Here is a 22,599-nt window from a genome sequence, read left to right as displayed (position 1 = left end):
CCTTCCTTCCGGAGCCTGGAGCCATGCAGCACCATGATGTCATTGTGATCGGCGCCGGCCAGGCTGGGCTCGCCATGAGCCGCTGCCTGACGGAACGCGGGATCGACCACCTCGTGCTGGACCGCGGTGCGGTCGGTGAGCGTTGGCGGTCCGAGCGCTGGGCTTCGTTGCGCCTGTTGACGCCGAACTGGATGACGCGCCTGCCGGGTCATGCCTACACCGGGAACGATCCGGACGGGTTCATGCACAAGGATGCGGTGGTCGCGATGCTGTCGCGCTATGCCCGCGGCTTCGACGCGCCGGTGCAGGAGTACAAGCAGGTTCACTCCGTGACGCATGATGGTGCTCGATACAGGATCCAGACCGGCGACCAGCTTCTCTCGGCGCACGCGGTGGTACTTGCGACCGGCGCTTGCGACCGCCCGCACGTACCGGGCTGGGCCGCGCGATTGCCGCGCTCTCTCAACCAGATCACCACGACCGACTATGTCAGCCCGGACCAGTTGGACGAAGGCGGCGTGCTGGTGGTCGGCGCCTCGGCGACCGGCGTTCAGCTGGCCGAGGAGATCCGCATTTCTGGCCGCCAGGTGACACTGGCCGTCGGCAGCCATGTCTGGCTGCCGCGCCGCTATCGGGGCCGGGACATCATGCACTGGATGGACCGCGCCGGCCTTCTGGCCGAGCGGCGGGATCCGTCGGTGCCTGCCAAGCGCGCGCTGCGCCAGCCGTCGCTGCAACTCGTGGGTAGCCAGCCCGCGCGAGACGTGCGGCTCGACACGTTGGACCGGCAGGGCGTGCGCTGCGTGGGACGGGTGCTGGACGCCGACGGCGATCGCTTGTCGCTGGCGCCGACACTGCGGGCCGAGATCGCGGCCGCGCGGACCCGGACCGAGCGGGTGCTGGACCGCATCAACGAGCATGTCGGCAGCCGCGGCGCGGACAGCACTGCCGGTACGCGGCCAACTCTCGACCGCCTACCGGAGTCTCCGTCCGAGCTGCACCTGGGCCGCGAGGGCATCCGAACTGTGCTCTGGGCCACCGGATTCCGCCGCAGCTACGACTGGCTTCATCTGCCGGTCCTCGGCGCAGACGGAGAGTTGATCCACACAGGCGGCGTGACCGGGATGCCGGGGCTCTACGCTCTCGGACTGCCGTTCATGCGCCGCCGCAATTCGACCTTCATCGACGGCGTGGGCGCGGATGCCCGCGACCTGATCCAACTCATCGCCCGTCAACTGGGCCTCCGGCCGCAAGCGGCCGCCTGACACGGAGTAGGGACCATGACCAAGCAATACGATGCCATCGTCGTCGGCGCGCGGTGTGCCGGTGCGGCAACCGCGATGCTGCTGGCGCGCGGCGGGATGAAGGTCCTGCTGGCGGACTGGGCGGAGCCGCGCTCGGACACCATGTCGACGCATGCGCTGATGCGCGGCGCGGTGATGCAACTATCGCGCTGGGACTTGCTCGATCAGGTCCTCGCCAGCGGCGCGCCGGTGATCGACCGAACCGTCTTTCACTACGGCGACGAGGCCGTTCCGGTCGATATCCGCCCGGCCTTCGGCACTCCGGGGCTGGTGGCCCCGCGCCGCTACGTGCTCGATGCCATCCTCGTCGATGCGGCGCGCCGCGCGGGCGTGGACGTCCGCTTCGGAACCGCGTTTCGCAACGTGATCCGCGGGAAGAAGGGGCAGGTAACCGGCGCCTGGCTGGACAGCCGGTCGGGGCAGAGGGCGGTAAGCGCGCCGCTGCTGATCGGTGCCGATGGGCGGCGCTCTACGGTGGTCCGGCGTGTTGACGCCCCGGTCGAGCGTACCGCGCAGAACAGCGTCGCCTGTGTCTATGCCTATGCTCAGGGCCTGCCGAACCATGGCTACGAGTGGTTTTATGCGCCGGGCATTGGAACGGGGGCGATCCCGACCAACGACGGAATGCACTGCGTGTTCGCCGCCGCCAAGCCCGACCGGTTGCGCGAGGAGGTTGCGCGCCGCGGTGCCGCGGGGGCGCTGCATGCGCTCGTGCAAGCGTCCAACGAAGGGCTCGCCCGCCGTCTCTCCGGTGCACGCGGCTGGACGCCGCCGGTTGTCTTCGGCGGCGCGCCGGGGTTCCTGAGGCAGGCGACGGGCGACGGCTGGGCTCTGGTCGGAGACGCAGGTTACTTCAAGGACCCGCTGACAGCGCACGGGATCACCGACGCATTCCGCGACGCCGAGATCCTGGCCCGTGCGGTCCTCGACGGCGACGCGGACGCCTATCAGCCCACCCGCGACGCCCTGTCGGCCGAGCTTTTCGCGATCACCGACCGCGTTGCCTCGCTCGACTGGAGCCTGGACGAGTTGAAAAAGCTCCATGTCGGTCTCAACGGCGCGATGAAGGCGGAACAGGCCTGGATGGCCGAGACCTTCGCCGCGCCGGCCAGCTCCACGCGTGCCGCCTGATACGATTGAAACATTGGCGGACACCGCGTTGAAACGGGGGCCGCTTAGGTAAGCGGGGCATGAAGTTCGGAATTCTTGTGCCATGCGGGTACGGGTGGCACACTAATTGGAGAGTATCCGCCGGCCGGGGCACTCCGGCCGGTGAAGTAATCGTGGTTTCGCGCAAGGCGCAGAGGTGGTCGTGGAAAAGTCCCTGTACGAAAAATACGGCGGGTTCTCGACCGTCAGCCGCATCGTGATGAGTCTCTACGATCGTCTGCTGGATGATGACGACGTCGGACCGTTCTTCGATGACGTCGATATGCCGAAGCTGATAGACCATCAGACCAAGTTCGTCGCCTCGCTGATGGGAGGCCCGGCGTCCTTCACGGATACTCATATCCAGATGGCGCACCGGAACCTCGAGATCGACGATGCTCATTTCGATCGCCTGAAGGCGCTGGTGCAGGAAACGTTGTCCGATTTCTCGGTCGAGCAGCCCGATATCGACGTGGTGCTCGCCGCGTTCGAGGCGCGCCGTCCCCTGCTGACCGGGCACTGACCATGTCCATCGAAGCCATCAACGAACAATTGCTCCGCGCCATCGGCGTCGGTGTCGCCCTGGTCGACATGAAGACCTACGCACTACGCTTCGCCAACGACAGTTTTTCCGAGTGGTTCGGCGCCCCAGAGGAGGGCGCTCGCCTGCCGGACATCCTGCCCAGCCTCGACATGGCCGAGCTCGTCGAGAAACTGGCCGCAGACGGTCGCCACACCGCCGAGGTGAGCTTCAAGCTGCGCCGCCGGTCAATGACCGTGTCGATCGAGTTCAACCGGGCGCTCGAGGACGACGAGGACGTGGCCATCCTCGTCTGCCAGAACATCACGCGGATCAAGGAACTGGAGTCGATGATCGACTCCTACTCGATGATGGTCGAGCGCAATACGCACGAGATCAAGCGCGAGAAGGAACAGGTCGAGAAACTGCTGCTGAACATGATGCCGCGCTCTGCTTACGAGGAATACAAGTCCTTCGGGGTCGTCGCGCCCCGACTGTTTGACTCGGTCTCTGTGCTGACGCTCGATTTTGCCGGGTTCGACGCGATCCTGGCCCAGCAGGACCCGGCGGTGATCGTCAGCGAGTTGAACGACATCTACACCGCTTTCGACCGCATCGGCGAGCAGTTCGGCTGCGAGCGGGTGCGGACCACCGGCGACAGCTACATCGCGGTTTCTGGCGTGCCGACGCCGGTGCGCGATCACGCGGCCTCGGTCGCGAACGCGGCGGTACGCTTCCTGCGTTATCTTGCGCGTCGCAACGAGTCGCACCCGATCCGCTGGACGGCGCGGGTCGGCATCGCCTCGGGGCCGGTGATCGGGTCGGTCGTCGGCGTCCAGAAGTACATCTACGACGTGTTCGGCCCCGCGGTGGCCGAGGCCGACAAGATCCGCGCCACCGCCGCGCCCATGTCCATCGCCGCGCATCCCTCCATCGCCGACATGTTGGACACCCGCTTCACCGTCGAGCAGGTCGATGTCGAGGCTGACGGCGCACCGGCCGGAGTCGGCCTGCGCCTTGTCGAGACCGTGAGCGACACCGAGACTCTGCGGTGACCATGACCGAGGGGGAGGGGATCCCGGCGGGCGATCTGCTCGACCTTTTCGCGGATCCCGCAGCCCTGTTCGACGCGGATGGGGTGTTGACCGCTCGCAACGACGCCTTCGCCCGGACCTTCGCCCAGATCGCCGAATTTACCCGCCCCGGCACGGCCTGGTCCATGTTCCTCGCCGAGGCGGAACGTCATCAGCTGCTTCCCACGTCAACGGTCCAGGCCCTGCGTCTGATCGAGGAGCAGGCGTTCGACGAGGCATCCGGTATCGGCCACACGGTCGAGGCGCGTCTGCCGTCGGGCGAGATGCTGGCGCTCGACCTGCGCCCCATCGGCCGAAACGGTTTCGCTCTGATCGGGCATGCCGCCCCGGACACCGAGGCGCGGCAACGCACCGAGAGCGAGGTCGAGGAACTGATGGCGAAAGTGCTTCAGGCCTGTCCGACGAGCCTGACCATGTCGCGGATCGGGGACGGGCGCATTCTCTACCGCTCGCCCGCCGCGACCGAGTTGCTGGGCAAAGGCCGCAACAGCAGCGAGCACTTCGCCCGGCGCGAGGAACGGGCTGACTTCATCACGACGCTGCTGCCGGATGCGCGTGTGGACGACATGCGGATCACCGGGCGCCGCCCGGACGGCAGCGAGTTCCCCGCCTCTATCTCGGCGCGGCTGATCGACTACCGGGGCGAGGACGTGCTGGTCTCAAGCATGGTCGACCTGACCGAGGAGATCTCGCTGCAACGGCAGCTTGCCCGCCAGAAAGAAGAGGTGTTCCGCGCGGAAAAGCTCGCAGCCTTGGGCGAGCTGCTGGCCGGCGTGGCGCACGAGTTGAACAATCCGCTCTCCATCGTCGTCGGCAATGCGGTCATGCTGCGCGAGGAGGAGAACCTGTCGCCGGATGTGATGCGGCGGCTCGAGCGCCTTGGGGATGCGGCCGAGCGTTGTGTGCGCATCGTCCGAACCTTCCTGTCGATGGCCCGCGAACGCCCACTCGAGATCGAGGCTTTGGCGATCGACGATGTGATCGAGACCGCCATGGATGCCCTGCGCGCCAGCGAGACCGGAACGGAAGCCGAGATGCATGCCCGGATCGCGCCACGTCTGCCGCCTGTCCGGGCGGACGAAGTGCAGATCGTGCAGGTGTTGACGAACCTGCTGTCGAATGCGCAGCAGGCGATCGGGGCCGAGGGGCGAGGCGGCGGGATCGGTATCAGCGCGCGGTGCGGCCGGCCGGGCTTCGTCGAGGTCCGGATTGAAGACAGCGGTCCAGGCATTCCCGCGGAGATCGCCGGCCGTATCTTCGATCCGCTGTTTACAACCAAGGCCGCGGGCGGCGGGACCGGTGTCGGGCTGGCCCTCTGCCATCGGATCATGGTGGCCCACGGCGGCTCGATTTCGCTCGCGGACGGGCAGGGCACCGGGGCCTGTTTCGTTCTGGAACTGCCGACCGCCTAGAGTACGTCGTCGGTCCCGCGTCAGGAGGGCGGCACAGCCAGCGATCCGCGATGCGCGATGTGCGTTTCCAGTGGGATCGCCGCGGGGCCCGGCTCTACGCCGCTCAGCCTGAGCAGCAGCTCTCCGGCAGCGTCTCCCATGCGTCGATGCGGAACGTGCACCGTCGTGAGGGGCGGGGACAACACCAGCGCCAGGTCGATGTCGTCGAACCCGGTGATCGAGATGTCGCCCGGGATCGAAAGGCCGGCCTCGTGGATCGCGCTATAGGCGCCGGCCGCGAGGACGTCGTTGCCACAGAAGAGGGCAGTCGGGCGCGGAGAGAGCGACAGCAGCTGCCGGGCGGCATTGGCCCCGGCCTCGAGAGTGTATTCGCTTTCGATCAGCCGCTCTGGGGGCAGCGACAGCCCGCGACGCTGCATTGCCCGCTTTAGCCCGGCGACGCGCGAGGCTGCGCGGTCGTTGCCAGCGGTGATACCCGCGATCATTGCGATTTCCCGGTGCCCCAGGTCGAGCACCGCGTCCGCCATTTCCTCGGCCGCCGCCGCGTTGTCGAAGCCGACGCAGGGGTAGGGGCAGTCCTCGCGCCACGTCCATACCAGCACGAAGGGGACGTTCCGGCGGTTCAGCAGGTCGTAGACCGACGTATCGCGCGCCTCGCCGATCAGCACCATGCCGTCGACGCTGCGGGCGAGCAGGGCCTGCACCTGGGCGGCCTCCTTGTCCGGGTCGTAGTCCGAGGTGGCAACCAGCAGGGTGATCCCAGCGGCGGAGAGATGTTCCTGCAGGGCTTGCAGGCCGCGGGCGAAGATTGCGTTTTCCATGGTCGGGATCACCGCGCCAACGGTGAATGTCCGGTTGGACGCCAGCGCGCGCCCGCCGAAATGTGGCGTGTAGCCCAGTTTTGCAACGGCATCCTGCACCTTGCGCAGCGTTTCGGGTCGGACGCGGGTCGGCGCGTTCAGCGCGCGCGAGACGGTCGCCGTTGACACGTTGCAGGCGCGGGCGACGTCCTCGAGCGTAGGAAGGGCTTCAGGCATGGGCGACGTCCGGTGGCAATTCGAGAAGTCTGTTCCGAAATCTACTCTACTAGCAATGTAAGCGCTTGCATAGGGCCTGTGTAAGCGCTTACATTTGACGTTAGGGAATGATTCGGACGACCAAGTCCGGCAGTGGAGGAAATGATGGCGCGCGTGACGCTCTGGGGCGCACTTGTCCTGTTTCTTTTGTTCTTCGCCAATGTCGCAAGCGGCGGTGCCGGGCGCGGCGTGGTGCTGGGCGACGTTGCCGAGATGCTGGTGCTGTTCGCAGCCTCGTTCCTGTTCGTCATCGGCGTGCTCGCGAAAGAGGCCGAGACCAAGACATCCACAGGGAGGGAAACGGATGAGTGATGCCAAGTTGCGCGCGGAGATCGCGTCGGAGGAGCGTCGGAACTTTCTGAAACTGGCCGGAAGCGGCAGCCTCACCGCGGCGGTCGTCGCAGCCGGTGCGGGGACGCTCTGGTCGTCCGAGGCGGTGGCCCAGACGCGGCAGGAGGAATCCGAGCGCGAGCGTGCCGCCGAACACGTCATGACGATCGCGACCGCCTATGCGCTGACGGCGGACCGCAGCTATCCGATCATGCAGCTGGACTTCAAAGAGAACATCCAGAACGCGACCAACGGCAAGGTCTACGTCAAGCTGGCCGCGGGCGGACAGTTGGGTGCTGGCGGCGCGCTGGTCCAGGCGGTGCAGGGCGGCACGATCCAGGCGGCGCAGCACTCTCTGTCGAACTTCGCGCCCTTCGCGCCGGTGGTCGACCTCATCAACCTTCCGTATCTTTGCGGTTCGAACCAGCGCTTCGTGAACCTGGTGACCTCGGACCACTGGCAGAGCACGGTCACACCCTTGGTCGAAGCGAAGGGATTCAAGCCGCTCTACTATGTCGTCATCGACCCGCGCGTCGTCGCGGTGCGCAAGGGCGGCAATGCGGTGATCACGCCGGCCGACCTTTCGGGCGTGAAGTTCCGCGTGCCGGGCAGCCAGATGCTTCAGCAGTACTACCGCATGGTCGGCGCCAACCCGACGCCCGTTGCCTGGGGCGAGACCCCGTCGGCGATCAAGCAAGGCGTGGCCGACGCGCTCGATCCGTCGGTCGGCGCGCTCTATGTCTTCGGCTTCAAGGACATTCTGAGCCATGTGACCTTCACCCAGGCGGTGCCGGACAGCCAGGTGTTTTCTTGCAACCTCGAATGGTTCAACAGCCTGCCTGGCGACGTGCAGGAAGGCATCGACTTCGCCTCCGAGATCACCTTCGCGCAAAACCTCGCCAAGGTGCCTGCGGCGCGCAACTTCGCCATGGCCGAGTTGCGCAAGACCGGGGTCGAGTTCCACTCGCTCAGCGACGACCAACTGGCCGAATGGCAAGAGGCCGGCGGCTTCCAGCGCTCGGAGTGGGACAGCTTCAAGACCGAGCTCGCCGGGTCGATGGAGGCCTTCGAAAAGCTGGCCGAAGCGGCCGGGACCGACGCCCGTCACTACGTCCACGACGCGTGATGCAATCCGGGCCGGGCATCTGACCCGGCCCGCCACTTCCACATCTGAAGTCCGCGAACGCCGGCATCGCTGGCGAAGGAGGGCGTGTGCTCGACACACTGAACCGCAATGCCGAACGATGGGCGCTCCTGGTGTTCTACACCATGCTCGTCGTCACCATGGCCGTGGAGGTCATCCGCCGCGAGGTCTTTGCCTATTCCTCGATCTGGGGCGAAGAGATCGTTCGCTACTCGTTTATCTACCTGGCGTGGATCGGTGCCGCCGCCGCCGTGCGCGAACGCGCCCACATCCGGATCGACGTGATCTTCAACTACGTCGGCCAGCGAACGAAGGCAGCGCTCTACATCTTCGGTGACCTGGTGATGCTCGCGATCGCGCTCATCGCGGTCTACTGGTCGTTCGAGACCGCCGCGGTTTCGTGGAAATTCGGCTCCGTGAGCCACGGCCTGCGGATCTCGATGGTCTGGTTCCTCGCCGCCGTCCCGCTCGGCTTCGCGCTGATGGTCTTCCGCCTGGTCCAGTCGCTGATCCGGGACTTCAAAGATTTCGCCTCCGGCCGCGCCCCGTTCGAGGGCGAGCGCCTGTTCGACTGAGGAAACGCCATGCTCTGGAACCAAATGGAGCAGGAAGCCGTCGCAATCGGCTGGGACTTCTACGGGCCCGTCATCCTGTTCGTCATCCTGATCGCACTCGGCGTCCCGGTCTGGGCCGCCATCGGGGCCGGCGCCGTGACCATGCTGGTCGTGTCCGAGGTGCTGCCCCTGTCGCTTCTGGGCGAGAGCCTGTTTCACGGCATCGACCACTTCGCGCTGACCGCCGTGCCACTGTTCATTCTCACCGGAGACGTGCTGGTGCGGACCGGGCTCAGTCGCAAGTTCCTCGACGTTGCCGAGGCGCTGACCAACTGGGCGCGGGGCGGCTTCGGCTCGGCCACGGTTCTGGTCTGCGGCATGTTCTCGGCAATCTCGGGTTCGGATGCCGCCGGGGCCGCCGCTGTGGGCCGCATGACCATCGACCGGCTGGTCGAAAGCGGCTACCCGCGCCCCTACGCCTGCGCGCTTGTCGCCTCGGGCGCCTGTACCGGCATCCTGATCCCGCCGTCGATCGCGTACATCGTCATCGGACTCGTTCTGGGGATTTCCGCCTCGACCCTGTTCCAGGCGGCGCTGATCCCGGGCATCCTGATCCTGACCTCGATCCTGGTCACCAATATCGTCGTCAACCGCCGCCACGCCTACGAGGGCGGCGGGCTGATCACCTGGGGCGAATGGGCGGGCAATCTCGGCCGGGCGCTGGCCCGCGGCTGGTACGCGTTCCTGGTGCCCGGCGTGATCTTCTGGGGCATCTTTTCGGGGCGGTTGACGCCAACCGAGGCCGGGGCCACTGCCGTCGTCATCACCATCATCCTCGGCTTCATCCTGGGCACCCTGAAACTGTCGGATTTCCCGGCGATGATGGTCAGCTCGGCCAAGGTCAACGGGGTGATCCTGCCGATCATCGCCATGTCCCTGCCGCTGGCGCAGACCATGGCCGCGCTCGGCGTGCCGCAGGGCTTCGTCTTCGCCGTCACCTCGTTGACCGAGAACCCCTATGTGCTGATCCTGCTGATGATCGGCATCCTGATCGCTGCCGGCTGCGTGATGGAGACGACGCCCAACATCGTGATCCTGGCGCCGATCCTGAAGCCGCTCGCGGACGAGATTGGAATGAACGAGATCCAGTTCTGCGTGATGATGATCACCGCGCTCGGGGTCGGGTTCATCACGCCGCCTCTGGGGCTGAACCTGTTCGTTGTGTCCGGGCTCACTGGCGAGTCGATCCTGAAGATCGCCGCGCGGGCCATTCCCTTCGTCTTCTTCATGCTGTTGGTGGTCCTGATGATCGCCTACCTGCCGGTGATCTCCACCGCGCTTCTTCCAGACATCTACAAGTGAGGCTTCGATGACCGTCGACTATCTCAAGAAAGCCACCAAGCGTTCGACCGATGATGCCGGCGACGTCCGTGCCACTGTGCAGGCCATCCTCGACGAGATCGAGCAGGGCGGGGACGAGGCCGCGAAGCGCTATGCGGCGAAGTTCGACCGCTACGACGGCAATGTCGTTCTGACCAGGGAAGAGATCGACGCGGCGGCCGCGCAGGTACCGCAGAAGCTGAAGGACGACATCCGTTTCGCCTGGGACAACGTCCGCCGCTTCGCCGAGGCGCAGAAAGAGACCATCAAGGACATGGAGGTCGAGATCCTGCCGGGCCTGAGGGCCGGGCAGAAGGCGATCCCCTGCCAGGCCGCCGGCTGCTATGCGCCGGGCGGGCGCTACAGCCATATCGCCTCGGCGCTTATGACGGTCACGACGGCGAAGGTCGCGGGCTGCGGGCACATCACCGCCTGTTCGCCGCCGCGCCCCGGCGTCGGGATTGCGCCGGCGATCGTCTACACCGCCGATCTGTGCGGCGCCGACACGATCCTCGCGCTTGGCGGGGTGCAGGGTATCGCCGCGATGGCGTTCGGCCTGTTCGGACTGCCGACAGCGGACATCCTTGTCGGCCCCGGCAACCAGTTCGTGGCCGAGGCCAAGCGGATCCTGTTCGGGCGCGTCGGCATCGACATGTTCGCCGGGCCCACCGACAGCCTGATCCTCGCCGACGAAACTGCCGATCCGCACATCGTCGCCTGGGATCTGGTCGGTCAGGCCGAGCATGGCTACAACTCGCCGGTCTGGCTCGCAACGACGCACCGTCCGCTCGCCGAGAAGGTGATGGAGCTGGTCCCGCAGTACATCGCGCAGCTTCCCGACCTGAACCGCGAGAACGCCACCAAGGCGTGGGCCGACATGGCCGAGGTGATGGTCGTCGCCGACCGCGAGGGGCTGGCACAGGTTGCCGACGACTACGCACCCGAGCATCTGCACGTGCAGGCCGCCGACCTCGACTGGTTTCGCGACCGGCTGAAGTGCTACGGCTCGCTGTTCCTGGGCGAGGAGACCACGGTGGCCTTCGGCGACAAGTCTTCCGGGCCGAACCACGTGCTGCCGACCTCGGGCGCGGCGCGCTACACGGGCGGTCTGTCGGTACACAAATACATGAAGCTCGTCACCTGGCAGCAGGCGACCCGCGACGCGGCGAAGCCGGTGGCCGAGGCGACCGCGCGGATCTCGCGCCTTGAGGGCATGGAAGGACACGCCCGCACTGCCGATATCCGGCTCGAGAAGTACTTCCCCGACGAACGGTTCGACCTGTCGGCAGCCGGGTGAGGCGATGAGGTCGGAGATGTTTGATCTGACCGGTCGCGTGGCCTGCGTGACCGGTGCCAGCTCGGGGCTGGGGCGGGGCATCGCCTCGGCCCTGGTGACGGCCGGCGCGAAGGTCGTCGGCGTCGCCCGGCGCGCCGAGGCGCTGGACGCCTGGCGGGCCGAGGCGGGGGGCGAGACCGCTGCGGTTTCCGCCGACCTCTCGAACCCGGACCGGGCGGCGGAACTGGCAGCAAAGGTCTCGGAACCCTTCGGCGCGCCGGACATCCTGGTGAACGCAGCCGGGGTCAACACCCGGCAGGCGGCGGACGAGGTTACGCCCGAGGGCTGGAAGCTCACCATCGACCTGAACCTCGCCGTGCCCTTCTTCCTGGCACAGGCCCTGGTTCCCGCGATGAAGGCGAAAGGCTGGGGCCGGATCGTCAACTTCGCCTCTCTGCAAAGCGAGCGAGCCTTTCCCGGCGGGCTGGCCTATGGCGCATCGAAAGGCGGCGTCGCCCAGTTGACGCGCGCGATGGCCGAAGCGTGGTCGCCGCACGGGATCACCGCGAATGCCCTGGCGCCGGGCTTCTTCCCGACGGAGCTGACCGGCGCGGTTTTCAGCGACCCGGCGCGCGCCGCGCGCAATGCCGCGCAGACCTGCATCGGCCGCAACGGCGAGATCGCGGACATTCTCGGCCCCGCCATTTTCCTCTGCTCGGACGCCAGCCGTTATGTGACCGGGCAGGTTCTGTTCGTTGATGGAGGTTTCACCGCAAAATGAAGGCATTGGTCTACACCGGCCCGCGCAGCCTGGAGTATCGGGACGTGCCCGACCCCGAGCCGGGTGCGGACGCGCTGATCCGCGTCGCGCATGTCGGCATCTGCGGCTCTGACCAGCATGCGTGGCTTGGCCATGACGAACGCAGGCCGGCGCCCCTGATCCTCGGGCACGAGGCGGCCGGCACTGTCATCGCGGGACCCGGCACTGGTGCCCGCGTGACGGTCAACCCGCTGGTGACCTGCGGTGAATGCGAGGATTGCCGGTCCGGGCGCGAGAACCTTTGTGCGAAGCGCCAGATCATCTCGATGCCGCCGCGCGAAGGCGCGTTTGCCGAACTGCTGACGATCCCCGCCCGCAACCTCGTGACGATTCCCGATCATGTGCCGACACAAAAGGCCGCGCTGGCCGAGCCGCTCGCCTGCGGCTGGCATGCGGTGAAAAAGGCCGAACACGCCCTCAACCGCCCGCTCGACCAGGCTGTCTGCCAGGTGATGGGTGGCGGGGCCATCGGTCTTGGCGCGGCGCTCGCACTTAAGGCGCGCGGCGCGGCGCGGATCATCCTTGCCGAGGTCAGCCCGTCGCGCCGCGAGATCGCAGCCCGCGAGGGGTTCGAGGTCTACGACCCGAGCCGCGAGACGGGTCCGTCGGACGTGGACCTGGTCATAGATGGCGTCGGGATCGAGCGGACCCGCGAGGCCGCCTCACGCATGGTGCGTCCGGGCGGCGTTATCGTCCACATCGGGCTTGGTTCGGCCACGGGCGGTCTCGATATCCGGCGCATGACCTTGCAGGAGATCACCTTCATCGGCACGTATACCTACACTGCCGAGGATTTCCGCGAGACCGCGCACGCGCTGTTCGACGGCCATCTCGGCGCGCTGGACTGGATCGAGGTTCGTCCCCTCAGCGCCGGAGCCGGCGCCTTCGAGGATCTGGGCGGGGGCAGGGTACCCGCGCCCAAGATCGTTCTGGAGCCGTGAGTGAAAGCGCGCGCCATAATGGGGGCGCACCACTCGGGCTGAAGTTCGACTGCCGGGCAGTGCCACTGCTAGCGGCGTTGCGGGTGGCGCTAGCCGCGCATCTTCGCTGCACCGAATGAACCGTCGCGCAGCGTTGTGGAGACCCCCTGGAGTTGCACCGCTGCGAAAGCGCCGTTTGACCCTGCATTGCGTCCGATAGTGTCTGCCGCAATCGGTTGGTGACGAGCGCGTTCCTGTCGCGAAACACTGAGGAAGGCCGGACCAGAGCGCGGTGGTGTTTCGCGCAATCGCAAGTGCGGCCATAAGCCGGCTGGCGGCGCTGCCCTGAAGCAGCCTCCTGTCCGTGTCCGAACATCCTCCCGGCGGGGACCGTAGCGGCGGGCATTGGTCAATCGACCGGCGCGGGGAAGCTTCGCGCCGGTCGGAGGCCGTCTAGCGGACCGGTTCCGCCGACAGGTCGTCCCCGGCACTCTCGAGTTCGGCCCGCAGGCGCCGCTCGGCGTGGCCGGGAATGCCGCCCAGCGGCGCGATGAGGCGGTAGAACACCGGCGTCAGGTACAGGGTGAACACCGTTGCGAAGCCCAGCCCGCCGACGACCACCCAGCCGACCGCCTCGCGCGCCTCGGCGCCTGCGCCCGAGGACATCACCAGGGGCAGGCCGCCCAGGACCGTCGAGACCATCGTCATCATCACCGGACGCAGACGCAGCCGCACAGCCTCGCGGATCGCCTCGTCGACGCTCCGGCCCTCGGCGCGCAGCTGGTTGGCGAATTCGACGATCAAGATGCCGTTCTTGGCCATGATCCCGATCAGCATCACGAGGCCGATCTGGCTGTAGTAGTTCAGCGACCCGCCGGTCAGCTGGATCGCCATCAGCGCGGCTCCCAGCCCGAAGGGCACCGTGAGCATGATTACCACCGCCGACGCCAGGCTCTCGAACTGGGCCGAGAGCACCAGCAGCACTACGATGAAGGCGATTGCAAAGACGATCGGCGTGCCGCTCTGGCTGTCCTCGAGGCTGGCGGCCTCGCCCAGCAGCACCAACTGCGTCCCGTCGGTCAACACCTCGCGCGCGAGTTCCTGCAGCCGGTCAGCCGCCGTCCCAAGGTCGATGCCCTCGGCAAGATTGGCCTGGCCCGATACCGCACGGTCCCCGCCTTCCCGCGAAAGGCGCGAGGCGGCCGCGGTCTGCTCGAAGCTGACCACCGTGGACAGAGGCACGAAAGCGCCGCCGCTGGTGCGCGCGAAAACCCGCTCCAGATCGCCCGGGTCGTCGATAGGCGGGCCGGAGGGTTCGATACGGACGTCCACTTCCTCGCCCGCGACGAAGACCGAAACAGGAACCGATCCCGAGGTCATCGCGCTGATGGTCGCGCTGAGCGCCGAGGGCGACAGCCCCATCTCGGTGGCAAGCTCGGTATCTATTGACACATCGATTTGCGGCTCGTTGGTGTCGTAGCTGAGCTGAGGGTTGCTGAAGGTCTCGGGTTCCTGCGCCAGCGCCGCGACCAAGGCATCACCCTGAGTGACTAGTGTCTCGAAATCCTTGCCGGTGACGGCGAATTGCAGCCCGCGCCCGGCGCCCCGGATGCCCAGGCTGTTGCCCGATCGCGCAAAGACCGTCAGACCGCTGATCCGTGACAGGCGCTGGTTCACCTCGGCGAGGATCTCCTGCTGGCTGCGCGCGCGTTCCGCCCAGTCCGAGAGCCGCACGATCACCACCGCCTGACCCGAGCCGCCGAGGCCGATGAGGGATTGCACGGCCTCGACCTCTCCGCTTTCGCGATACGGTGTCAGCGCCGCCTCCACCTTTGCGGCCTGGGCGTTGGTGAAGGACGAGCTGACCCCGGCGGGGGCGCGCGCGACGATGAAGAAGAAGCCCCGGTCCTCGCTCGGGGTCAGTTCCGAGCTGAGCGACTGGTAGCTGCCTGCGGCAAGTACGCCGAAGGCAATGGCCGCTCCGATGGCGAGCAGCGGCATGCGCAGTGCGCCGCCGACCGTCCCGAGATAGGCGCGCGCCACGAGGCTCGGGCGATCTTCACCGGCAGACCCGGCGCCGCGCGGCCGGCCGGGATCCAGTAGCCCGGCCATCATCGGCACCAGCGTCAGCGCCACAGCAGACGAGATGGTCACGCAGAACGCCAGCACGAAGCCGAACTCCGAGAAGATGCCGCCCGCTTGGCCCGGCAGGAACGAGATCGGCACGAACACCGCGGCCAGCGTCGCTGTGGTCGAGATCACCGCGAAGAACACTTCGTTGGTGCCGGTGACAGCCGCAGCGCGGGGGCCAGCGCCCATCTGCCGCCGCCGAACGATGTTTTCGACCACGACGATGGCGTCGTCGACGACCATGCCGGTTGCCAGTACCAGCGCCAGCAGCGTGATCGTGTTGACCGAAAACCCGGCTAGCCAGATAGCGGCAATCGTGCCGATCAGCGAGACGGGGATGGTGATCGCCGGGATCAGCGTCGCGCGCCAAGACCGCAGGAACAGGAAGATGACCGCGACCACGATCAGCACCGCGAGGCCGATCGATGTCGTGACCTCGGTGATCGACCGTTCGATGAACACGCCGTCGTCCGAGCTGATGAGAAGCTGGACGCCCTCCGGAAGGTCCTTCTGGATCTCCTCGACCTCGGCGCGCACGTCGAGCGAGATCGACAGCGTGTTGCCGACCGACTGGCGGATGATGTTGAGTCCGACCGCGCTCTGCCCGTTGACGCGGGAGAAGATCGTGCGCTCCTTGGCGGTCAGCTGCACGAACGCCACGTCCGAGACGCGGGTGTTCTCGTCTATCCGCAGGTTGGCAATGTCCATGGCGCCGATGTCCGGGCTGCTCGAGCGCAGCACGACCGATTGCGTCTCGCTCTCCAGTTCGCCGAGTGGTGTGTCGTCACGCAGCGTGCCAAGCGCATCCTCGAGGTCGTCGATGGTCAGCCCGCGACCGCTGAGCGCGGACATGGATACCAGTACCAGGAACTCGTTGACCTGGGTGCCCGCGACCTCGACCTCGGCGACGCCGCCGATAGTCGCCAGCCGCTCGGAAACGGTGTCCTCGGCGATGCCGGTCAGTTCTTCCAGTGTCGCATCGCCCAGCAGCGCAAGCCGGATGATCGGATCGGCGTCCGCATCGCTCTTGCTGACGGTGGGGGCGTCGATATCGTCCGGCAGTTGCCGTTCCTGGTTCGAGACGATCTCCCGCGCCTCGTTCGCGGCGGTGTCGATGTCGACATCATCCGACAATTCCAGCGTGATCCGTGACGAGCCATAGCTGGATGTCGACGAGATCGCCTGAAGCCCTTCGAGCGCAGTCAGCGCATCTTCGAGTACGGCGGTGATCTCGGTGTCGACCGTCTCGGGGGAGGCCCCCTCGTAAGTCGTGCGGACCGAGACGACCGGCTGGTCGACGTTGGGCATCTCGCGCACATCGACACCCATCAGGGCCGCGCCGCCCGCGATGATCACCAGCAGGTTCAATACCACCGCCAGGATCGGTCGCGCGACGAAGGTTGCGGCCAGGCCGTTGCGTTTGGCCGCGTCAGTCATTGCCAGTCTCCGCCGCAACGCGCACGGCTTCTGCTGGACGTGCGCCGCCTCCGGCAGTGCGATCTGCGCCGGATGCGCTCGGGCTGCCGGTGGTCACGGTAGCGCCGGGGCGCATGTTCTGCACGCCCTCGACCACGACTTGTGCGCCAGCGGCAAGGTCCCCTTCGACCCAGACGGTATCGTCCAGGCGGTGGGCGATGGTGACCGGCACCGCGCGCACGGCGCCGTCTTCCTCCACCCAGACCGAGGCGCCCTCGCGAGACCATGTGATCGACAGCGCCGGAACGCTGGGCAGAGCCTTGCTTTCGCGCGCGACGATCACGTTCGCGATCGCGCCCGGGATCAGGCGGGCATCGTCATTGGCGATCCGTGCCTCGACCCGGATCAGCCGGGTCTGGGCGTCGATCCGGTTGTCGAAGGCCGCGACCTCACCCTCGAACACGCGCCCGGGCATCGAGGGCAGGGTAAGCCGCACCGGCATCCCGGCCTCCAGCACCGAGGCCGCGCGTTCGGGCAGGGTGAAGTCGATCTGGATCTCCTCGGTATCGGTGATCGTGACGATTTCGGTCCCGGCGCTCAGGATACCACCGACCTCGATGTCGGTCAGGCCGACCGTACCCGAGATCGGCGCGGTGATCCGGCGCCGATCCAGTTCGTACCGGGCCTGATCCACGGCGACCTCGGCCAGCTTGGCGGCGGTGCGCGCCTCCTGCAGGGCCACTTGCGAGACTGCGCCGCTGTTGCCGTTGCGCAGGGTCTCATAGCGCTCCAGCGCATCGCGCGCCTCGTCCAACTGCGCCTCGGCGCTGGCAAGGTCGAGTTCCGCCGCCCGGCTGTCGAGTTCGACCAGCACGTCGCCCGCCGCGACCTCGGTGTTCGGCTTGATATGGACGGCGGTGACCTGGCCGGAAACCTCGCTTTCGACATCGACGCGGGTGGCTGCCTCCAGCGTTCCGACCGAGCGGAAGATATCGCTGTACGGCGTGACCTCGACCTCGGCCAGCGTCACCATCGAGGCACGCCCACCACGCTGTTCGCCTGCTCCGCCGCCTGGAGCTCGTCCACCGGGGCCGGCAGAGGCAGCCAGGCTACCGGCTGAGGTGGCGGCGTCGCCGCCGCTGAACCCGCCCTGGATGACGAACACCGCTGCCGCGATCAGGCCGGCAGCCAGCACCAATGAGATCAGATGTTTCACGCCGCGCCGGCTCCTGTTCGGGAAGGAAGAAGTAGATGGTACGGTCCGGGACTCCGGCTCCGTCGCGCGGGCGGGCAATATCTGCGAAGAAAAATCTGGGCCGGGAAGATGCTCTGCAGCGGGCAGATGACCCTCCATCCGGGCATCGCCGCCAGGCGTCTCTTGAAACCGCGCACGGCTTGGGCAAAAACTGACCCAAGCAGGGCTCGGGAGCAGGCATGGCCAGGACGATACCGCTGATCCGGGCAGCCAATGTGTTGCCCCTCGTCCGCTTCGTGGAAGCGAACGGACAAGAGGCGGCGCGGTTCCTCGATGCTGCCGATCTTGGCTACTGGTTCGCGCTCGCCCCCGAAGACCCGGTCCCGATGCTGAACGCCATCGCACTTTTGCGGGATATCGCGCGGGAGCATGGTCCCGACGTCGGGACCCGGATCGTATCGCAGGCGAGCGTGGCGGAACTGGCGTTCATCGGTCGTGTCGCGCTCGGGGCGCGCAGCCCCGCCGAGGCGATGAAACGGGTCGCGGTGGCGATCCCGCTGCATTCCAGCCACGAGATCGTCCGGGCCGAAGCGGGCGGCGCGGGTTTCACCATCACCGAGCGGATAACCGCGCCGGTCGACGCCGAGGCGCTGCACGCGGTCCATGTGCTGTTCTGCTCGATGATCCGCCAACTCTGCCTCTTTACCGGGTTGCAGCCGCCGCTGCTGGCGCGGATCGAGGCGCAACCGCATCCCGAGGTCGGAGTCGCGGACCTTGCCCAGCACTTCGGCAGCGAGGTCCGGCCCAGCCGCGACGGCGCGCTGCGGATCACGCTTGCCCCGCATGTCGCGCAGAACCCGTTCCGGGTGGTGGCGCGCGACCGGCTGGCCAATGCGCGACCGCAGGACATACCGCCGCTGGCCGAGGACACGACGCTCGCGGGGTCTGTCCGGCCGGTGATCGCCGCGATGCTCCATGGCGGCGAGCCGACGGTCGAGCGGCTCGCACACGCCGGAGGGATGAGCGTTCGGACCATGCAGCGCCGCCTGAGCGAAGAGGGCACAAGCTTCTCGGCCGAGATCGATCGGGTGCGGCGTGGTCTCGCGGTCTCGCTGCTGCAATCCCAGGATATGGCGCTGGACGAGTTGTCCGAGCGGCTTGGCTATGCCAGCAACGCCACGCTGTCGCGCGCGGTGCGCAGGCTTGTAGGCGAGAGTCCGACCCGGGCGCGGGCGGTGCTCGGGGGCTGAGCCGCAGTTTTTGGCGCGCAAAGCAAACGCGCGCCACAATCGCTCCGCTAGTCTGAGTTCCGCAAGAATGAAGACAGGAGTTCCGCCCGATGCAATTTCTTCGCGCTACCGTCTTGGCCGCATTTCTGGCCGCTGGCGCTCCGGCCATCGCGCAGCAGTCGACCACCGGGCCGATCCCGCCGGACCTCGCGCATCTTTCGGCTGAATGGGCGTGCGCGCAGTCGCGCGAGACCCCGGGTTACTTCCCGTCTCTCAACGGGGCCGAGGTCAGCGATGCGCGGCGCAGCCAGACCTATGCCTGCGCCAGCTTCCTCGGGTCGCTTGACGGCCCGAACCGGGTCTTCGCCTATCAGAGCGATGACAGCTACCAGGGCGTTCTTTTCATGAACAACCGCCGACCCGGTGAGTTGTACCTCACTGGTGGCAACAACCCTCCGCCGCAAGGGCTTATGCCGCCAGGGCCCTATGTCGCGCGGGTCGACGCCACCACCGGCAAGGAGATCTGGCGCACCTACCTTCAGAACGGCAACGTGACAGGGGAGTGGGTCGGGGCGGCGAACCTCAACATCCTGCCCGACGGCACGATCCCGGTGGCTTTCGGCAATCACCTGGTCAAGCTTGACGGGGATGACGGACGGATCCTGCAGTATCTCGCGCTCACGCCCGGCGTTGCGCCGCCGGAGGGGAGCAATTTCAAGCATTTGACGATCGCCCCTGACGGCACGCTGATCGTGAAGAACCAGACCCGCGCCACGCCCTGCGAGATCCAGGGCACGTTCGCGGTCTTCCAGTGCCCGGGCGGCGCGGCGGCCTCGCCAGGCTCGACAATCCTCGCCATCGATCCCGACCGCTTCGAGATCCTCGACAGCATCGACGTGCCCGAGAATGCCGTGGTGCCGCATTCCATAACCGAGTTCGACGGGCGCATCGCGATCTACGCACCCTCGATCCTCAAGGCCTACCGTTTCTTCTGGGACCCGGACAGCAAGCAACTCAGCCAGGATCCGGACTGGGCGACGACCTACCTGGAAGAGGGGCAGACCACCGGAGACGCCCCCGCGATCCTTGGCGACTGGGTGGTGTTCCAGACCAACGGTCTGCCAACGACCGAGGCGGCGTCGTCGCTGACGGCAATCAACCAGCACGACCCGTCGCGGATCACCCGGATCTATCCGTTCGGAACCGAACTACCCACCGGCCAGAGCTGGGCGCCGCCCAAATCCGCGGTGGACGAGGAGAACGGCATGATCTTCTCGGCGGATCAGAACATGATGAAGGTCGGCGCGGTGACGCTGGACCAGGACAGCGGAGAGATGACACTCGCCTGGACCCTCGACGGGGCGACGACGGCACTTCAGGCGCTCTACGGCCCGGCGGAGACACGGGTTCTGGGCACGGCACGAGCCGCCGAGGGGACGACGCTGCAGCAGCTCAACCAGACCAGCGCGCCGGATTACACTCAGACCGCGCTCTGGCTGGATGCCAAGACCGGCCGCGTGCTGGCCGAGTCGGACCCGCTGCCGCCGATGAGCTTCAACACGCTGCTGAGCCCCGGTTACGGTGGGCGGTTCTACTACATGCACGACCAGGGCTTCTACGTGCTGCAACCGCGCCCGGCGCCGAAATGACCCGCGGCACCGCAAAGGAGGACATGATGACATTTCGTCTGACCCTGATTGCAGCGGCGCTCGCCGCCGCCACGCAGGCCCCCGCTCAGACACCGAAACCTGTCGAGGAGGTGACGCTCACCGATATGCGCGGCATGCGCTACTGCGAGTTTCTGCTGATCTACGAGGACCGGGTGGAGATCTACAACACCTCCGCCTCGGCGGGGTGCCCGGCCGACACCTTCGACAGCCTCGACACCGCCGCGCTTGCCAAGGCGCACGGGGCGAAAGCCGCGCAGCTGAACGGCCCGAAGTTCTGGGCGATGGACGCGCAGACCCTGGGCCTTGGGGACAGCGCGGATTTCGGTGGCATCGCTGCGCGCTACGCGGCGACGCTGCCGCTTTCCGCCCTCGGCAGCGGGACCGGTGCCACGCCCTACGAGCCCTACACCAGCGCCAAGCTGCAGACGATGACCTTCGACGCCGGCAAGCCGATCTACGAACTCGTCGATCCGGAGGGCAACGTCTACGTGCTGAACGCCTACGGCAGCGCGGTGACGGATGGCGACCCTGCCAACCTGGCCGCGCAGCTTTCACCCGCCGAGGGCTGGAGCTTCCGCGTCGTCACGCCCGACACGGATCTGACCATCGAGGGCACCGCTGACACGCCGGTCGACATGGTCGGCGATGATATGCACCAGTACTACACCCGGACGACGGGCGAATGACGGATCTGCGGGTTTCATACCTTACGGCGGCCCTGCTTGGCGCAGCACTTTGCGCCGCGCCGGTGGCGGCGCAGGACAGTGCACCGCCAAGCGGCACTTACTCGGGTTATGCAAGCAACGCGAAAAGCCTCGAAGGTGGGGACAGCGTCACAGAGGACCTCGCGCTCGACGACGAGGACGTCGGCGCGATCCTGCAGTTCCCGAGGGTCGAGGCATTCTTTCAGCCGTTCTTCGACTGGAAGAAGCGGCTGAACGAACGGTATGGGCTGAAGCTGCAGTTCAGTTTCCAGACGCTCTACCAGACGACACCGGATGACGTGCCGCAGGACAGCGCCTTCGCCGGGCGCGGGCAGATCCAGGGCTCCTGGGCGCTGCTGAACCGGGGCGAAAGCAACGAAGGCAAGCTGACCTTTCGTCTCGAGAACCGCAACGCCTATGACGGAGATCTGCCGCCCAGCCAGTTCGGCTACCAGTTCGGAAGCGTTACGCCTTCGGGCACAGGGTTCAGCGATTTCGGTTTCGCGGTGACTGAGCTTGCCTGGCGGCAGGCGGTCGCGGACGGCAAGTTCAAGTTCATCCTCGGCAAGATCAGCGCAATCTCCTGGTACAACGTCCATGCGCTGTCCTCGTCCATGCGCGGTTTCCAGAACACCGGTCTGCAAAGTTCGCTGTCGAAACCGGCGCCGGGGCGTGGCTTCGGACTCGGCTTCGGCGCCGAGCTGACGCCTAACTTCGTGGTGGTCGCGGGCATCCACGACGCCAATGCGAAAACCGCCGAAGACCCGTTCGACTCGATCGGCGAAGGCGAGTTCTACCACTCGGTCGAGCTGCGCTATCAGCCCACGACGCCCGACCGCTGGCGCTTCGACCAGGTGCGGCTGCAGTTCTGGCACCAGGATGCGCTCCAGGACAAGGGCACGCCCGAGGGTCACGGAGTGACCTTCGCCGCAAGCCGCCTGTTCAAGGACCGATACTTCCTGTTCGGCTTCGGCGGGCTATCTGACGGCGAGGCGACGCTCTTCGAAGCCGACGCCGCCGCAGGGTTCGGCCTGGCATTCGACACCCGTCGCCGTGCCGCCCGCGACGTTCTGGGAATCGGCGCATCCTGGGGCAAACCCGCGAACGATGCGCTGCGCGAGCAGGTCACCGGAGAGCTGTTCTACCGCTTCCAACTGGTAGAGCGGGTGGCGCTCACGCCGTCGGTCCAGTACGTCAAGCATCCCGCCGCGAACCCCCAGAGAGACGATGCGGTGATCTTCGGCCTTCGGACCCGCCTGACGTTCTGAGCGTTCAG

19 protein-coding genes are annotated in these 22,599 nt (G+C 66.9%); 16 read left to right on the top strand and 3 right to left on the bottom strand.

The genetic code is table 11. The features are described 5' to 3' along the window. The first annotated feature begins 23 nt into the window (after positions 1-23). From ACW9UR_RS13965 to ACW9UR_RS13945, 5 genes are all read left to right on the top strand, one after another. On the top strand, positions 24-1,265 hold the full coding sequence (locus tag ACW9UR_RS13965; protein ID WP_458917606.1) for a flavin-containing monooxygenase: 1,242 nt from the start codon (positions 24-26) through the stop codon (positions 1,263-1,265). A 15-nt stretch (positions 1,266-1,280) separates the two neighbouring features. Further along, a complete protein-coding gene (locus tag ACW9UR_RS13960) occupies positions 1,281-2,435 on the top strand; it encodes an NAD(P)/FAD-dependent oxidoreductase (protein ID WP_458917605.1) in 1,155 nt (384 codons plus the stop codon). 181 nt (positions 2,436-2,616) lie between these two features. Continuing rightward, a complete protein-coding gene (locus tag ACW9UR_RS13955) occupies positions 2,617-2,976 on the top strand; it encodes a group I truncated hemoglobin (RefSeq protein WP_458917604.1) in 360 nt (119 codons plus the stop codon). Positions 2,977-2,978: 2 nt separating this feature from the next. Further along, positions 2,979-4,028 carry an adenylate/guanylate cyclase domain-containing protein gene (locus ACW9UR_RS13950; RefSeq protein WP_458917603.1) on the top strand — a complete coding sequence of 350 codons (1,050 nt, stop codon included), beginning with the start codon at positions 2,979-2,981 and terminating at the stop codon, positions 4,026-4,028. 2 nt (positions 4,029-4,030) lie between these two features. Further along, on the top strand, positions 4,031-5,479 hold the full coding sequence (locus ACW9UR_RS13945) for a sensor histidine kinase (protein ID WP_458917794.1): 1,449 nt from the start codon (positions 4,031-4,033) through the stop codon (positions 5,477-5,479). Positions 5,480-5,499: 20 nt separating this feature from the next. On the opposite strand, the gene ACW9UR_RS13940 is transcribed toward ACW9UR_RS13945, so the two are convergent. Further along, the gene (locus tag ACW9UR_RS13940; RefSeq protein ID WP_458917602.1) at positions 5,500-6,516 is read right to left on the bottom strand and encodes a LacI family DNA-binding transcriptional regulator; all 1,017 of its coding nucleotides are present in this window, start codon (positions 6,514-6,516) and stop codon (positions 5,500-5,502) included. A 144-nt stretch (positions 6,517-6,660) separates the two neighbouring features. Here ACW9UR_RS13940 and ACW9UR_RS13935 point away from each other — a divergent pair, with 144 nt between their 5' ends. The 7 genes from ACW9UR_RS13935 (at position 6,661) to ACW9UR_RS13905 (ending at position 13,000) form a co-directional block, all read left to right on the top strand. Next, complete coding sequence (locus ACW9UR_RS13935; RefSeq protein ID WP_458917601.1) at positions 6,661-6,867, top strand: hypothetical protein; 207 nt, start codon at positions 6,661-6,663, stop codon at positions 6,865-6,867. Further along, entirely contained in the window at positions 6,860-8,011 is a 1,152-nt protein-coding gene (locus ACW9UR_RS13930) for a TRAP transporter substrate-binding protein (protein ID WP_458917600.1), read from the top strand. The genes ACW9UR_RS13935 and ACW9UR_RS13930 overlap by 8 nt, the downstream gene beginning before the upstream one ends. Positions 8,012-8,154: 143 nt before the next feature. Further along, the gene (locus ACW9UR_RS13925) at positions 8,155-8,604 is read left to right on the top strand and encodes a TRAP transporter small permease (RefSeq protein ID WP_458917793.1); all 450 of its coding nucleotides are present in this window, start codon (positions 8,155-8,157) and stop codon (positions 8,602-8,604) included. 9 nt (positions 8,605-8,613) lie between these two features. Further along, positions 8,614-9,945 (top strand): TRAP transporter large permease, encoded by a 1,332-nt coding sequence (locus ACW9UR_RS13920; protein ID WP_458917599.1) that lies wholly within the window; start codon positions 8,614-8,616, stop codon positions 9,943-9,945. Between the two features lie 7 nt (positions 9,946-9,952). Then, positions 9,953-11,260 carry a histidinol dehydrogenase gene (gene hisD, locus ACW9UR_RS13915; protein WP_458917598.1) on the top strand — a complete coding sequence of 436 codons (1,308 nt, stop codon included), beginning with the start codon at positions 9,953-9,955 and terminating at the stop codon, positions 11,258-11,260. Positions 11,261-11,276: 16 nt separating this feature from the next. Next, on the top strand, positions 11,277-12,020 hold the full coding sequence (locus ACW9UR_RS13910; protein ID WP_458917597.1) for an SDR family NAD(P)-dependent oxidoreductase: 744 nt from the start codon (positions 11,277-11,279) through the stop codon (positions 12,018-12,020). After that, on the top strand, positions 12,017-13,000 hold the full coding sequence (locus ACW9UR_RS13905) for a zinc-dependent alcohol dehydrogenase (protein WP_458917596.1): 984 nt from the start codon (positions 12,017-12,019) through the stop codon (positions 12,998-13,000). Before ACW9UR_RS13910 ends, ACW9UR_RS13905 begins: the two co-directional genes overlap by 4 nt. 432 nt (positions 13,001-13,432) lie before the next feature. Here the strand turns inward: ACW9UR_RS13905 and ACW9UR_RS13900 are convergent, their stop codons facing one another. After that, the gene (locus ACW9UR_RS13900; RefSeq protein WP_458917595.1) at positions 13,433-16,546 is read right to left on the bottom strand and encodes an efflux RND transporter permease subunit; all 3,114 of its coding nucleotides are present in this window, start codon (positions 16,544-16,546) and stop codon (positions 13,433-13,435) included. After that, on the bottom strand, positions 16,539-17,741 hold the full coding sequence (locus ACW9UR_RS13895) for an efflux RND transporter periplasmic adaptor subunit (protein WP_458917594.1): 1,203 nt from the start codon (positions 17,739-17,741) through the stop codon (positions 16,539-16,541). Before ACW9UR_RS13895 ends, ACW9UR_RS13900 begins: the two co-directional genes overlap by 8 nt. A 218-nt stretch (positions 17,742-17,959) precedes the next feature. Between ACW9UR_RS13895 and ACW9UR_RS13890 the strand changes: the two genes are divergently transcribed. From ACW9UR_RS13890 to ACW9UR_RS13875, 4 genes are all read left to right on the top strand, one after another. After that, positions 17,960-18,970 carry a helix-turn-helix transcriptional regulator gene (locus tag ACW9UR_RS13890; RefSeq protein ID WP_458917593.1) on the top strand — a complete coding sequence of 337 codons (1,011 nt, stop codon included), beginning with the start codon at positions 17,960-17,962 and terminating at the stop codon, positions 18,968-18,970. Between the two features lie 89 nt (positions 18,971-19,059). Continuing rightward, positions 19,060-20,598 carry an NHL repeat-containing protein gene (locus tag ACW9UR_RS13885; RefSeq protein WP_458917592.1) on the top strand — a complete coding sequence of 513 codons (1,539 nt, stop codon included), beginning with the start codon at positions 19,060-19,062 and terminating at the stop codon, positions 20,596-20,598. A gap of 26 nt (positions 20,599-20,624) precedes the next feature. Next, complete coding sequence (locus ACW9UR_RS13880; RefSeq protein ID WP_458917591.1) at positions 20,625-21,305, top strand: hypothetical protein; 681 nt, start codon at positions 20,625-20,627, stop codon at positions 21,303-21,305. After that, a complete protein-coding gene (locus tag ACW9UR_RS13875) occupies positions 21,302-22,591 on the top strand; it encodes a carbohydrate porin (protein ID WP_458917590.1) in 1,290 nt (429 codons plus the stop codon). The genes ACW9UR_RS13880 and ACW9UR_RS13875 overlap by 4 nt, the downstream gene beginning before the upstream one ends. Positions 22,592-22,599 lie beyond the last annotated feature (8 nt).

The organism is Halovulum sp. GXIMD14794 (assembly GCF_054457455.1).
The sequence above is the reverse complement of the archived record's forward strand: the minus strand, read 5'-3'. Positions and strand labels throughout refer to the sequence as shown.

Bases quoted from the DNA above. Each gene is read 5' to 3' on its own strand.
- ACW9UR_RS13965 (WP_458917606.1), top strand. From the start codon at position 24: ATGCAGCACCATGATGTCATTGTGATCGGCGCCGGCCAGGCTGGGCTC.
- ACW9UR_RS13960 (WP_458917605.1), top strand. From the start codon at position 1,281: ATGACCAAGCAATACGATGCCATCGTCGTCGGCGCGCGGTGTGCCGGT.
- ACW9UR_RS13950 (WP_458917603.1), top strand. From the start codon at position 2,979: ATGTCCATCGAAGCCATCAACGAACAATTGCTCCGCGCCATCGGCGTC.
- ACW9UR_RS13945 (WP_458917794.1), top strand. From the start codon at position 4,031: ATGACCGAGGGGGAGGGGATCCCGGCGGGCGATCTGCTCGACCTTTTC.
- ACW9UR_RS13940 (WP_458917602.1), bottom strand. From the start codon at position 6,516: ATGCCTGAAGCCCTTCCTACGCTCGAGGACGTCGCCCGCGCCTGCAAC.
- ACW9UR_RS13935 (WP_458917601.1), top strand. From the start codon at position 6,661: ATGGCGCGCGTGACGCTCTGGGGCGCACTTGTCCTGTTTCTTTTGTTC.
- ACW9UR_RS13930 (WP_458917600.1), top strand. From the start codon at position 6,860: ATGAGTGATGCCAAGTTGCGCGCGGAGATCGCGTCGGAGGAGCGTCGG.
- ACW9UR_RS13925 (WP_458917793.1), top strand. From the start codon at position 8,155: ATGCTCGTCGTCACCATGGCCGTGGAGGTCATCCGCCGCGAGGTCTTT.
- ACW9UR_RS13920 (WP_458917599.1), top strand. From the start codon at position 8,614: ATGCTCTGGAACCAAATGGAGCAGGAAGCCGTCGCAATCGGCTGGGAC.
- hisD (WP_458917598.1), top strand. From the start codon at position 9,953: ATGACCGTCGACTATCTCAAGAAAGCCACCAAGCGTTCGACCGATGAT.
- ACW9UR_RS13910 (WP_458917597.1), top strand. From the start codon at position 11,277: ATGTTTGATCTGACCGGTCGCGTGGCCTGCGTGACCGGTGCCAGCTCG.
- ACW9UR_RS13905 (WP_458917596.1), top strand. From the start codon at position 12,017: ATGAAGGCATTGGTCTACACCGGCCCGCGCAGCCTGGAGTATCGGGAC.
- ACW9UR_RS13900 (WP_458917595.1), bottom strand. From the start codon at position 16,546: ATGACTGACGCGGCCAAACGCAACGGCCTGGCCGCAACCTTCGTCGCG.
- ACW9UR_RS13890 (WP_458917593.1), top strand. From the start codon at position 17,960: ATGGCCAGGACGATACCGCTGATCCGGGCAGCCAATGTGTTGCCCCTC.
- ACW9UR_RS13885 (WP_458917592.1), top strand. From the start codon at position 19,060: ATGCAATTTCTTCGCGCTACCGTCTTGGCCGCATTTCTGGCCGCTGGC.
- ACW9UR_RS13880 (WP_458917591.1), top strand. From the start codon at position 20,625: ATGACATTTCGTCTGACCCTGATTGCAGCGGCGCTCGCCGCCGCCACG.
- ACW9UR_RS13875 (WP_458917590.1), top strand. From the start codon at position 21,302: ATGACGGATCTGCGGGTTTCATACCTTACGGCGGCCCTGCTTGGCGCA.